Genomic DNA, 12,927 nt, shown 5'->3' with positions numbered 1-12,927 from the left:
GAGTTGCCTTGGATAGCATGTGGCTATTGTTTCAAGAGCTGTCGATTCTTTATGCCATTTGCTTGATTGGTTTTATCGCTAAGCGAGCCAAGTTGTTAACTCAACACGCTGACCAAGTTCTCACTCAACTGATTCTATCGATCACACTGCCGGCGCTGATCGTGTATGCCATGAACTTCTCCTTTGGCGGAGATGACTGGCTTGCTTTTGGACAATTAATCTTCTTATCGGCATACGCGCTAGGGATCGCCATTATGCTCGCTTGGCTGTTGAACAGACTCACAAGCATCGAACAGGAAAAATTGGGGATCTATCAATCGCTCATTATTTTTGGCAATCAAGGATTTATCGGGTTTGCGCTCTGCTATATTCTATTTGCTGAAATCGGAATCGCTTATGCCGCTGTGTTCAATTTAATCTACCTTATTCTTATTTGGACGTATTGTCCCTATTTAATAGGAAGAAACAAGACTACATTCACGTGGAAACACATGCTGTTCAATCCGGGGATCATCGCAACGTTCGTCGGGTTCGTCTGCTGTTTGCTGCCAGCGCCATTACCGACGCCATTGCTGTCCTTACTGGAGCAGATTGGAAAAATGACAATTCCACTGTCGATGTTGTTAATCGGCGGCCTATTGGCTAACCTTGCGTGGAAGGAATTGGGCCGCTATGCTCGCGACAAATGGATTTGGACCGCAAGTTTCGCTAAGCTGATTGTCATTCCGCTGTGCTTGTTTCCAATGTTGCTGCTGCCGTTTCCGTTTACTGTAATCGCCATCGCCACGCTAATCACCGCCAGCCCAAGCGCCCCAACCACCTCTCTTTTTGCGCAAAAATATAGCGGGGATATCTACTTCGCTTCGGCAGGTGTGTTCCTCTCAACCGCGCTGGCTGGCATCACCATTCCGCTAATTTATTTGTTGTTGCTTTGGTTGCGTTAATGAGCGCAACTGAAGAGATCGAGATCAGGCTATGACACCTTTCGCGGGAAAGTGACCAATGATATCCACTTTTATTTTACTTAGATTGATTTTGCTTGGCCAGCGCTTGTAGGATCAGTAGACGTTGACGCTTACTTATGCGATTCCAAAATCCTATACGTACCTTCACTCAATTCTCCTCCCTTTCAGAGATACCCTATTAGATGAGAGTCTCTATTGCTCATCCTTGATCGGACTTTTACTTTTCGAATGGGTTTAATTACAATGCCTATGCGCAGAACCCACTTGCGAGTATGGATGCACTTGGTGTACATTAAAGATAAACTTGATTAAGTCACACAAAACTAAAATTTCGTATTCTGTTAATTCTAGGGAGATGTAAAGATTGACGATAATTATTGATAGAGTTTATAGATCTAATATTAATAACATACACATTGATTTTAGAGTTGTTGGCAATGGTCTTAACTTAAATAGCACTACGATATTAACTTTGGATGAGTACGCAGCGAACCTGAACGGTATTGAATCCTATGTCTACAATAAAGTGTTTAGTGGCGCAACAATCAAAGATGATTTAGATTAATCGACTTTGGCGCATCTTACTACTGCGCTCGGACCCATCCCCGTCCTCACAAGAACGCCTGTTCTCATTATAACAGATAAGCATCGTATTCTGCCAATATGTTTTTAAGAGATTATGTTCAAAAGGGAACAATTAGATAAAATAGTAGGATGATTTAGAGCGGGAAAAGGCGAAACTAATTAGGACGCTCGGGCGGGGATCAGGACAGGAGCGGGCAGATTTAATCGGAAAAGGAGCCATATAATGGCACATTGTAAAAATTGCAACTTTAGATGGAGAATTAAGGAGATCCTGCCCCTTGGATTTTCAAAAGGTGGAAGAAGTTGCGTCCATTGTGGGGAACAACAATATATTCCAGCGGATACCCAACGATTGTTCACATTGGGATAGTTAAGTCTGATCTTTATTGTAATTTTTCCTTTAATTATTAAACTAAGCAATGAAAATGAATCTTTTTAGTCGTCAGTCACGGTTGATCTCAAGATTTTCTTTAAATCCCCTGTCCCTCAATTTACTAGCTAGACCTTCGCTTGATCATCATCAACACGCGCCAACCAATAAAGCCGATGAGAATAAGCGGGACAATCAGCAATGCGCCGGCTAATACATGGGGAAACACCTCATAAAGTTGACTATAATTCATCATTTTCCACCACCCTTTCCCTGCTACTTTATCATAATTTTTAACACGAAAAAAGCAGGAGAAATCATTCTCCCGCCTATCCATTCCTACAATGGCCACGTCACGTATTTGAAAAATTCCATGTGTGGGCCTTTCCCGACTTGATAAATGTTTCTCTTGTTCTCGGGCACCCAACCATCGTATTTAAACGCGCGATACTCACGCGCTGTTTTCACTTCGACTCTGTATTTATCCAACGCAATTTCCGTCTCTGTCCACTTCGCGCCCGCGGCTTCGATTAATTTTTCTGCGGCATATTTAACCTGAGACCTCTCATCCCAGAGTTTCCGCTCTATGATTTCTTTCAGGCAAATATAGTTGGGATCTTGCAGCTTGCTCGGCAATACTTCATTCACCGCGGCTCGATACAATTCCTGTTCGCTCCATTCCGCATTTGAACTGATCCCAGCGATCTGATTCTTTTTCTCCTGGATCTGTTCATTCATCGACTTTGGCCATGGCAGCAAATCTGCGCTGCAAAGCAAGCCTAAACTATCCGCCTCGTCGATTCCCTCTTTTACAATCCGATATATTTCAGCAGTGACTGCAAGACTCGCTTGCTCAGCCGCATTGGAAGCATGTTGTTTTTCTGTATACATTTTTACCAAGTTCAGCATGACGGCAAATAGCAATGTCATGACGCCCAGCAACGCTAAAGTGAACAACATCACACTGCCTTTTTCTTGTCGGAGCCGCTTCATCATTAAATCTTCCTGCCCACGACTGCATAATTGATCGGCACCGTTGGAATCGTCATCCCCAATAATTCACTTGGTAAAAATGCGAGCTTCAACTGAATCTGGACCTTCGCTTCAAAATGCCGCCCATCACTATTCGGGGCGATCGTATGATATTGCCACGCCACATTTTTTAAATTATTAACAATTTTCCCGCTGGCCTCTTTAGCCTTAAGTTCACTGCTCGTCGTCGAAAACACTTTGGCCGCTTCATTCGCCGCGGATTGCACGGTGATCGCCGCAAAGGCGCAAACGAGAAATTGCCATAGAACCAACATCATCAAAAAAACGTAAGGCACCATCCCTAAAAACTCAAGTGTCGCCGACCCTTTTTCATCTTTCAATCGTTGCTTCAATTTTAACATTTCCTACCCCTATAATCCCGCTGAGTCCTCAAGCCATTTTTGAAAATGTAACGTCATGTAAATCACTAAAAATGGGAAACACAACAAACTCACTAGCAACTGTGAACCAAGGATCGCCCCATAATTTTTCGTCACCATGGAAATCCCGACCATCGTCACGAAACCAAGCAGCCAATCCACAACGCTAATTAAAAGTACGATGCCGAGCAGCGGAAAAAACTTTTGTTTCCCCCACCGAACCGCTTCACGCCAACTTTTGCTCGCTGGTTTATCCTTAATGACCGACACGTACGGGGTTAAAAAGAAGAAAACCAGCACAATCAGGCCAGGCGCGATGAATAAAACACTGCCAAGCATCGTCGCAATCACATACAAGATTCCAAACCCGTAGATCGACAAGCCGCGTTCAAAAAATGTTAAGTAAGCGGAACGCAATTTTCTTTCCTCGCCCTCCAAATCTCCCCAAACGTAGCGAATGAATGGAATTTGGGCCAGCACGAGAATAAAAAACATGAAAAAACTGTTACTGATATCACCGAAAAAAGTAAAGGGAGTTCCTTGATAAACGCGATAGACGTAATTAGAAACCCCCACTTGAATAAACAGGAGCGGCAGTAAAATTGAAAAGGAGAGGATCATTAAATATTCAATATGGCGAGAATAAAAATGGAAGGCCGCTCGCAATGTCGTCATCATCACTCACCTCTTTTTCTATCCGTTTCTTAGCAATTTAAATAGTTCATGTTCTGTTTCATATTGCGTTTTTTCCTTATATAATGCGAGCATTTGCGCCACACCCGCTTCCCCATCGGCAAATTGATGCCGCTTGCCTTGCTTATCTTGCTCAAAGCTTTGTAAGGATTCATCAAGCGTCTTTTTGACGCTTGCATGTTGAAAAGAGACCAGCACATCGATTGCCCGCTTATGTTCGCGAACCAAAGATTTTCGCTCCTTGATGAATCGCGCAAGCGCATCCATCGACGCGTACGTTTCTTTTTGCGCTTTTCCTTGGCGATACAAAATGGACTGATACTGTTCATTCAAGGCTACAAATTGATCGACATCCCGCATCGTAATGTAGCCCCGCTTATCGCGCGCTTCGATATCGATTGCTTTCAAATCTTCAAAAATCTGGCGCAATGTTTGCTGTCCATCCAATATCAAATCGAGCATCTGAACAACCCGTTGACAGTCTTGGGCAACAGGAGTGTCTATAAAGACATCCTCCTGTTGCGTTAAGATTCGATGCAAATCGACCATCGGTTTCACATCTCGGTCTTTTTCGCGGACCAAATCGGTTCCGGCCCCTTTTGCGATATTATTGTAGTAGTTAATTGGAGCGACTACTTGTCTAGCTAACTCCCTTGACACCGCTTGGCCATCTTGGTCAACGATCAAAATGCCGGACGGCTTGTTAAAGCGCAAGTAGAGAACATGATGATAACGAGCGCCATTCAATTCAAGTTGATATGCAAAATACTCTATTTTTTCCAGTAGTTTTTTACGTCTTTCTGCTGTTTGTTCTAATTTACGCGGCATGGGACATTCCCCCTTTTAAAACAAATCTATCCTTTGCCAAATAGTCCGCCCAAAAACTTTTTAACGGGCTTCCTTCTAAAGAATTTCACGGCCGCCGCTCCAACTGAAACAATCCCGCCTGCTACGACCAATCCCGCGCCGACCGCTTGAACGGCTGGAATTGGAACAGCCATCAGCATGGCGCCGCTGCTCATTGCCATCCCCGCCGCGCTGCCAACAGCATCAATCTTCGCGTCGGTTTTAGCCTCTCCAGTTGAGTTTTTCACATTTTTCATATCGCTTATGAAATTTTTTGTCGAGAAATAGAGGCCGACAGCTCCTGTGACGGCATTCACTTTCGATAAAGTAGAAACCGTGGAAGTGGCAGCGCGCGTGACATTGCCTGCTTGGCTTAGCGAGGCAGCTTGCGATCCTGCCGCTCCTTGAGCGAGTTGCCTAAAATCGTTAAATTCTTTAATTGCGGCAACAGTGCCAGCGCTTCCAACACCAATATCACCTACATCGGCAATCGCCTGCGCTCCTTCATGTCCGGTCGTAAATACCCTGAATCCAGAGACGAGCAGACCCGCGCGAGATAGTGAATACGATCCAAGCCCTGTTCCATCCTCAGATGCCGCTAGCCCAGCGACCAAGTCAATCGTGCCCGCGCCGATGTCGTTAATGACTAATTCAGCAATATCGGAATTACTCCATGTTTCGCGCTCTGCTTGGCTTGCTGTTGCCTTTGGAGCGCCACTGATCCCAGCGACAAGTGAACCGGGCCCGTTCCCTTCGAATGAAGAACCTGTGTGGGCAAGGAAAGGCCCATTGCCTACGCCATTAAAATTTTGACCACTAAATCCATCCATGCTCCAGCCGTTATGCTGAAAGCCATTTCCTTGGAACGCTCCACCCTGAAAAGAACCACCTTGGAACGAACCGCCTTGGAATACCCCCCCTTGAAAAGAGTTGCCTTGAAAGGAGTTTCCTTGGAATCCTGACATCGTGTTGTTCCCTTGACCATTCCAATTTTGTCCATTCCAGTTTTCGCCATTCCAATTTTCAGCGTTCCAGTTTTCGCCGTTCCAACTGTCTAGCTGGTGGGGACTACCTTCCCAATCGACCCCGTTCCACGTCTCGCCTTCCCATGTCTCACCTTCCCATGTTTTGCCTGACCAAGCGTTTTGGGCAAGGGCGATCGAAGGAACAAGTTGAAGGGCCAAGAGCAACGTGGCCGCAAGCGCTGCTATGTACTTTTTGTACGTTTTAAACACACTATCTAGCTCCTCCTTCTATCTCTAGCAATAAAAAACGCAACGGCGAACCGTAGATGAAACGCCGCTGCGCGCAGAGTAAGGTCCTATTACCCAATGTTATCTAGGAATTCTGAGAATTTCTTTTTAAAATCATTACCCAGTCCCTGGTTTTTAAATGCTGTCGAAATGACACCTGTTAAAATCACAATGACTGCCGCGATACCAATCCATTCTAACGCTTGCGACCCACGCTGGTTTCTTATATAGCCCGTTGTTTTCACGTATAATTTAATCATTGAATCTCTCATTGCTACTCTCATTTTTTGTATCCCTCCACAAAAGTTAAGTTTATTTAAAAATATCCATCAAACTGTTTTCCCCGAAAAACATGTTGATAATCATGAGGCCCGCAATCATCATGATCGCGGTCGGCGCGACAACAAAAGTTGTAATTAGCGTAATCTTCGGGGATGCTTTAGCTGCTTTCTCTTTGACGAGTTCCCTGCGCAGCGTCCGCATATCATCCGCCTGAATTTTAAAAGTTGTCGCGATTGGCACACCAAGTTGCATGCCTTGAATTAACGACTTGATTAACGTCTGAAACTCTTCGTTATCATTTCTTTTCAATAACTCTCGATAGGCCTCTTCTCTGGGAACCCCTAGCTCAATTTCATGATTGAACCGCATAAACTCTTCACGCAACGGACCATCGAAATATTTCACCACCTCCCTCAACGTCGCATCCAGGCTAACTCCCGCCTTTAAACTGACGCTGACAATATCTAGAAAATCAGGTAAATCATAGCGAAGCTCATCTTGCCTTGCTTTCGCTTTTCCTTTAAGCGTTAAAATCACGCCAAAGTAACCGATTAAAGGTAGAAAGATGACACCGAAATGAGCGAGCGGCAATCCTAACACAATGGCAACAAGTCCACATCCGAAGCCAACGACCGTCGCAAAAATCTTTATGCCTTGAAATCTTTCTACCGTCAGATCATACGGATAGCCCGCTTTCCTGAGCCAGTCTTCAACTTCGTGCTTCTCGCTAAAGAAGTTAATGCGCTGCCCCAATGCAGAAAAATCATCCGCATATTTAAACAACCGTTTGAAAAGTTGGGAAAGACGCGTTTCTTCTTTTTGAAGCGTATCGATCTTAAATTCTTCTAAATCTATCAAATGCCCTGTTAACGCTTGTTTTTGGCGGCGATAATCATACCACGCTTTCAAAGCAAGGGCGCTAAACAGCCAAAACAATAATGTACTAACAATTAGCAATCCATCCATCTTATTACACCCTTATATTGGTTACCTTTCGGATCAGAAAAAACGTCAATACCGATCCCGCAAGGAACAGTCCCATTAAGATCATGCCTGGCGCCGTCGCGATCGGTTTCAAAAAGCCTTCGACAATCGTATTCATCACTAGAATCAGAAAGATCGGCAATGCAGGTAAAATATACGAAATATACCGTTGTTCAGCCGTCATCGTTTTTATCGTTTGATTTAAAATTTTTCGCTCTTCTAGTGTTTGAGACATTTCATCCAAAATCGCGTGCAGATTACCGCCAGACCGTTTTTGAATAAGCAAGGTGGCAATAAACAATTTAAAGTCACGGGATGGAATCCGGTTTTGCGTATTGATTAAGGCTCGCTCAAAATCGACGCCTAAACGCAATTCGTGAGCCAATCGTTTCAGTTCATCCCCAGCGGGATAAACCATCTCACGAGCCGCTAATTCAATTCCTTGATTGATCGTCATTCCCGCGCGCGCCGCGTTTCCAAGCAACCGACAAACTTCAGACAATTGGTCATCAAAACGTTCTTGGTACTTATTTTTTCGAATGGCGAACAACGCGAAATAAATAATGGCTATCAATCCGCCCGCAATCATGACGTTAAGCGGAAAAGCGAGCTGAAACATTGAGGTGGACACCACGGCGATCCCCATTCCGCCCACGAGCAACATGCCATAAAACTCAGACGGTGTTAATGGCAGATTGGCCTGGTGTAACTTCCCGCGCATTTTTTCCGCATACGGAGTTTGATCAAATCGATCCCCCAACACAACCAAAAAACTTTTCCGCTGATTGTTCAGCTCGTAATATTGGCCCATCGCTCGCCTCCACTCTCGTTTCTGAGAACGATAGCCGAGCAAACTATACACGCCCCAAATTGCGCACAAAATCGCTAAGCCGTAAAAGATGGCGATGATCATGCGGTACTCCCTTCTCGGAAGAACGCTTCATCGATTCCATGTCCAAAAATGGCGAGTCGTTCAATGCAGGCCGGAATGATGCCTGTCGGCTCGAAGGAACCTATCACATTCCCGTCTGCATCCATCCCAGTTCTTTTAAAGTGAAAAATTTCATTGATCTGGACTTGCTGCGCTTCATCGACCAAAACTTCCGCAATCGACACAATCCGCCGCTTCCCGTCCGTTAACCGCTCGCTCTGCACGATAAAATCGAGCGCCCCAACGATATACTCGCGGATCACATGAGAAGGCAAATCCATCCCCGCCATAATCACCATGCCCTCAACCCTGCTTAATGCATCACGGGGCGAGTTAGCGTGAACGGTTGTTAATGAACCTTCGTGACCTGTGTTCATCGCCTGCAACATATCGAATGCTTCCGCGCCGCGCACCTCGCCGACGATGATCCGATCGGGCCGCATCCGCAAGGCGTTGCGGACAAGTTGCCGAATTGTTATTTCCCCGCTGCCTTCCACGTTCGGCGGACGCGCTTCCATCCCGATCACATTGGGACGATCTAACCTTAACTCGGCGGAGTCCTCAATTGTAATCACTCGTTCAAAATCGGGAATCGCTTCTGAGACCGCATTGAGCAATGTTGTTTTCCCGCTGCCCGTTCCTCCCGAAATCAACACATTCAGCTTTGAAGCGACGACCGCTTGTAAAAATTGGGACATCGCTGGCGCCATCGAATCAAATTCAACCAAGTCTTCCATCTTAAAAGGATCCTTGCGAAATTTACGGATCGAGACGAGCGTTCCGTTCAAACTAACGGGAGGAATGACCGCGTTTACCCGACTGCCGTCAAATAAGCGGGCGTCCACCATCGGCGAACTTTCGTCAATTCTTCGCCCTAATGGGGCAACAATTCGATCAATAATGTGACGCACATGGGCCTCATCCCGAAAGTGAATGTCGGTTAACTGCAATTGACCATTCTTTTCAATATAAATTTCGTTGTGACCATTGATCAAAATTTCTGTAATCTCTTCATCGCCAAGCAGCGGCTCCAATGGACCGAATCCGATCGACTCATCGATCAGGCGGGATAACAACTTTTCTTTATCCATACGGGAAATGACAACTTTTTCTTCGAGCATGAACTGACTGATCGCCCGTTCAATCGCTAGTCGCATCTCACCGCGTGACAAGCTCGTCAACGAATCGAGATTGGATTCATTCAATAGCCTTGTTTTATAGTGAAGAGCCAATTCCTCCAGATAAGGATTGTGGGTTACTGGCTCCGTCTCCTGTTTCGGTTCATACAACACGCGACGATTGAAAAGTGACACGTTTTTCCCCCTCCTTATTCGATCACCGCAGCGACCCATTTACGAATCTCGCGCGCTAGCGGGACAAGTTTCTTTTCATTCACCTCTTTTCTAAGCGGTTCGCCCATATTCACCGCCTTTTGCACATTCCGTTCATCCCTTATTAATTCCACACTGATCGGTTGCTCGACCAAACTTTTGATGTCTTGAATCGTAATTTCGTTTTCCCGACTCTTCTTGTTGATCAAGATTTCCAACCGATCTTCCAAATGAAGATTTAAGCGAAGGAACAAGCTTTCCACAGATTTATACGTGCGTAAAGAAGGTGTATCCAAGTTCATCACATAATAAATCCGATCCGCTTCCTCCAGGGCGGCGAGGTTAATCGCGTTCATGTTGGATGGCAAATCCAAAATAATATAATCGTAACTCAGGCGACTGGCTCGCAGTAACTTGGCGACAAACTCATCATTCAATTGTTCCGCCATCTCCGCGTCACGCGGACTTAACAATACTTCTAAACCCGAATATTTCTCCGTCTGAGCCACATTGCGCAAATGCCCTTCATTCACTTCTTCGATGACGGGTTGCAGATCCGCTAAAGAACGGACACTCTCTAGACCAAGGTAATACTCGGCGCCGCCATATTGCATATTTAAATCGATCAGCAACACTCTTGCCGTTGATTCCAAACGAAGTGTTTGAGCGAACGAGGCAGCGAGTAACGTTGTGCCGCTCCCCCCTTTCCCACTATAGAAAGCGAGCACCTTACCTCTCCCTTTCTTAAAGCTCGGCACCGCCGCTTGTTCTTGTTGATTCAATAGGCGAACGGTTTTCTCTAGGGCTGATTCTAGCAACGGGTATTCGTCTGGGAGCACAAAATAATCTGCTGCCCCGACACGCATCATTTCGCGCATCCCATAAAAATCGCTCCGTTCAGAAACATAGAAAATGACGGTCGAAGGATTGAGCGTCAAAAACTGTTGGACGGTCTCGATCGCTGTTTCATGGTGAGCGCTTCCTAATATAAGAATATCGGGTTGGTTTCGTTGAATTTCTCGTAGATCTTCTTGCGCATGCTGAAAGCGAGTTTCTTCCGGAAGTCCTTCTAATAGCTGCTCTAACGATTGAGCCAACTCCGTATCTGCTGCCAATAACGCGATTGTTTTCATCGTAGCCATTAACTCTCTGTCCTTTCTCCTAGATTTCGCTAGCCTTCTGGCGCGGGATTTGGCGCGGGCGGATCAGCTGGCGGTGTTGGCGCAGCGGGCTCCCCTTCCACTTGCGTCGGTGGGGCTGCAGGCGTTTCTGCTTCAGGCGCAGTTTTACTCTCCTGATTGCCAACGTTCGATTTCAAAATTCGAATATGGTCCGCATAATTTTGCATATGAATTAATCTTGGAGCGTCATTCAACGCCACTTCCAAAGCGACTCCTTTAAACTCGCCCTCACTTTTAGCAACCATCGCCACCGAAATATCTCTCATAAAAATTTCAGATGTCGGATGTCCAGGAAACGTATGAGACACGACAACATCGACCCGATCAAGCGCCTCTAGCTCCTGATCAAAGCTGACCTTGTCCGATGTAAACAAAGACACGAGTCGGTTATTTAAGTCGCTAACTGTTGCCACCGGTTTCAACATGTTTTTAGTAATCACATCGCCGTCCGCCAACGGAACCATCGACACTTTATTCGCCAACTCTTTCGGATCGGTGATGAACGACTTGGTAACGAATTTATTCGGCATCTCCATCGTCGTTACTTTATCGGGTTGAATTAAACCGCGGGAAGGAATACTCCCCTTTGCTATGTAAACCGTCGTCGTTTCTCCAAGTTGTTCGTTAAGCGCCTTGACCTTTTGCAAAAACATCAATCCAGCCAATGCCGCCAACAAAATCGACAAACCGATAAAAATGAGCGCTCTTCGTTTTGACTCTAGCATCTGTTTGCAACCTTTCTATCATGGTGGATTTTTTACCACATTTCTCTAGTTATTTAAAAAGTTATCATGTGTGTAGATTTGATGGCAATCGGACAAAAGTTGCCTATTCTTCAGACATAGATCGTTTAACCCACCGTTTTTAAGGGGATGTCTGGCGCATTTAGTCTATTTTTGTAGTTTTAATGTGCTTAAACTGTAAAAGAGATTGAGAAGCTTTGCTTGGGTTTTTGTGGTAGTTCCAATGTTGGGAAGCGAGAAAAGATCCTAATGGAAGGGACCGCGCGTAATATGAAACATGGTGATCGAATCCGGCCCGTAACCGAGAACAGAAGGAAATACTCCGACACAACGTAAAAAAGCAAGCGCAGGAAAACTTCCCGCGCTTGCTGGCTGTCAAGATCTTTAGTCCAAAGCAACCCCGACTTCCTTGACCATTTCCGCTACGGAAATTAAGCCACCGCCAGATAAGTACCAGTAGTCAGCGTCAAGATAAACAATTTTGCCATTTTCATAGGCTTTTGTTTTCTTGACAAGTTCATTCTCTACCAATTGTTTAGCTCCAGGTGTTCCACCCGCTACAACAGCTCCCCGATCGATCACAAATAAATAATCGGGATTCTTTTCAGCGATATACTCGAACGAAATACTTTGACCGTGTGTGGAAACCTCAATTTTGGAATCAACAGGCGTAAAACCAAACACATCGTGAATAATCCCAAAACGTGAAGCAGGTCCATAGGCGCTAACATTCCCTTCGTTAGCTAAAATGATTAACGCCGTTTTGTCACTGTCCGCAACTTGATCATGCAATTCTTTAATCGCTTCCTCTACTTCTGTTAACGCCGTATCGACTTCCGCTTGTTTATCAAAAATTTGAGCTAATATATTCGCATTTTCAGTATAGGATTCCATGTACCTGTTCGTGTCCACTCCCAAGAAAATAGTAGCGCCAATCTTACTTAACTCTTCATATAAATCCTGTTGTCTACCCGAAATAATAATCAGATCTGGATCCAGCTCACTAATTGCTTCAAAGTCTGGTTCTTTTAAACTTCCCGCGTTCACATACTTGCTATCTTCATACTTTTTTAAATAAGCTGGGACCGTCGCTTGCGGAACAGCCGCGACCTCCACCCCTAAGCGGTCTAACGAATCCAACGCGCCGAAATCAAAAACAACGACCTTTTGCGGGTTTTTAACGACTTCTGTTTCTCCTAATCGGTGTTTCACTACCACGGTTTCCTGATCGGGCTCCGCTGAAGTTTCTTCCTTCCCTCCTGAAGCGCCACCGCAAGCCGCCGCAAAAACAGCAACAACTACCAACATCAATAACATCCCTAACCTTCTTCTCATCCTTTTTCACCTCATA

Annotated in this window: 14 protein-coding genes; 1 reads left to right on the top strand and 13 read right to left on the bottom strand. The window is 45.3% G+C overall.

Annotated features, from left to right (window positions below; translation table 11 throughout):
* The first annotated feature begins 17 nt into the window (after window positions 1-17).
* Window positions 18-944 (top strand): AEC family transporter, encoded by a 927-nt coding sequence (locus BEP19_RS10295; protein ID WP_245983513.1) that lies wholly within the window; start codon window positions 18-20, stop codon window positions 942-944.
* Between the two features lie 1,100 nt (window positions 945-2,044).
* Here the strand turns inward: BEP19_RS10295 and BEP19_RS18160 are convergent.
* The 13 genes from BEP19_RS18160 to BEP19_RS10230 form a co-directional block, all read right to left on the bottom strand.
* Complete coding sequence (locus tag BEP19_RS18160) at window positions 2,045-2,176, bottom strand: hypothetical protein (RefSeq protein WP_281269290.1); 132 nt, start codon at window positions 2,174-2,176, stop codon at window positions 2,045-2,047.
* Window positions 2,177-2,259: 83 nt separating this feature from the next.
* The gene (locus tag BEP19_RS10285; RefSeq protein WP_120189782.1) at window positions 2,260-2,916 is read right to left on the bottom strand and encodes a Tad domain-containing protein; all 657 of its coding nucleotides are present in this window, start codon (window positions 2,914-2,916) and stop codon (window positions 2,260-2,262) included.
* Window positions 2,916-3,314 carry a TadE/TadG family type IV pilus assembly protein gene (locus BEP19_RS10280; protein ID WP_120189781.1) on the bottom strand — a complete coding sequence of 133 codons (399 nt, stop codon included), beginning with the start codon at window positions 3,312-3,314 and terminating at the stop codon, window positions 2,916-2,918. The genes BEP19_RS10285 and BEP19_RS10280 overlap by 1 nt, the downstream gene beginning before the upstream one ends.
* Window positions 3,315-3,323: 9 nt before the next feature.
* Window positions 3,324-4,010: a hypothetical protein gene (locus BEP19_RS10275; protein ID WP_147393786.1), complete on the bottom strand. Its 687-nt coding sequence runs from the start codon at window positions 4,008-4,010 to the stop codon at window positions 3,324-3,326.
* A 15-nt stretch (window positions 4,011-4,025) separates the two neighbouring features.
* Complete coding sequence (locus BEP19_RS10270) at window positions 4,026-4,853, bottom strand: hypothetical protein (protein WP_120189779.1); 828 nt, start codon at window positions 4,851-4,853, stop codon at window positions 4,026-4,028.
* Window positions 4,854-4,879: 26 nt separating this feature from the next.
* On the bottom strand, window positions 4,880-6,106 hold the full coding sequence (locus BEP19_RS10265) for a hypothetical protein (RefSeq protein WP_120189778.1): 1,227 nt from the start codon (window positions 6,104-6,106) through the stop codon (window positions 4,880-4,882).
* A gap of 89 nt (window positions 6,107-6,195) precedes the next feature.
* The gene (locus tag BEP19_RS10260; protein ID WP_245983467.1) at window positions 6,196-6,408 is read right to left on the bottom strand and encodes a hypothetical protein; all 213 of its coding nucleotides are present in this window, start codon (window positions 6,406-6,408) and stop codon (window positions 6,196-6,198) included.
* A 28-nt stretch (window positions 6,409-6,436) separates the two neighbouring features.
* Complete coding sequence (locus BEP19_RS10255; protein WP_120189777.1) at window positions 6,437-7,372, bottom strand: type II secretion system F family protein; 936 nt, start codon at window positions 7,370-7,372, stop codon at window positions 6,437-6,439.
* A 4-nt stretch (window positions 7,373-7,376) separates the two neighbouring features.
* Window positions 7,377-8,303, bottom strand: coding sequence for a type II secretion system F family protein (locus BEP19_RS10250; protein ID WP_120189776.1), 927 nt, complete (start codon window positions 8,301-8,303; stop codon window positions 7,377-7,379).
* Complete coding sequence (locus BEP19_RS10245; protein ID WP_425452748.1) at window positions 8,300-9,634, bottom strand: TadA family conjugal transfer-associated ATPase; 1,335 nt, start codon at window positions 9,632-9,634, stop codon at window positions 8,300-8,302. Before BEP19_RS10245 ends, BEP19_RS10250 begins: the two co-directional genes overlap by 4 nt.
* A gap of 14 nt (window positions 9,635-9,648) precedes the next feature.
* The gene (locus tag BEP19_RS10240) at window positions 9,649-10,794 is read right to left on the bottom strand and encodes a CpaE/TadZ family protein (RefSeq protein WP_120189774.1); all 1,146 of its coding nucleotides are present in this window, start codon (window positions 10,792-10,794) and stop codon (window positions 9,649-9,651) included.
* Window positions 10,795-10,823: 29 nt separating this feature from the next.
* Entirely contained in the window at window positions 10,824-11,558 is a 735-nt protein-coding gene (cpaB, locus tag BEP19_RS10235; RefSeq protein WP_120189773.1) for a Flp pilus assembly protein CpaB, read from the bottom strand.
* Between the two features lie 402 nt (window positions 11,559-11,960).
* The gene (locus BEP19_RS10230) at window positions 11,961-12,911 is read right to left on the bottom strand and encodes a siderophore ABC transporter substrate-binding protein (protein WP_120189772.1); all 951 of its coding nucleotides are present in this window, start codon (window positions 12,909-12,911) and stop codon (window positions 11,961-11,963) included.
* Window positions 12,912-12,927: the final 16 nt, after the last annotated feature.

Origin of the sequence: Ammoniphilus oxalaticus (assembly GCF_003609605.1) — a bacterium.
Taxonomy (GTDB): domain Bacteria; phylum Bacillota; class Bacilli; order Aneurinibacillales; family RAOX-1; genus Ammoniphilus; species Ammoniphilus oxalaticus.
This window is presented reverse-complemented; position numbering and strand designations above follow the sequence as displayed.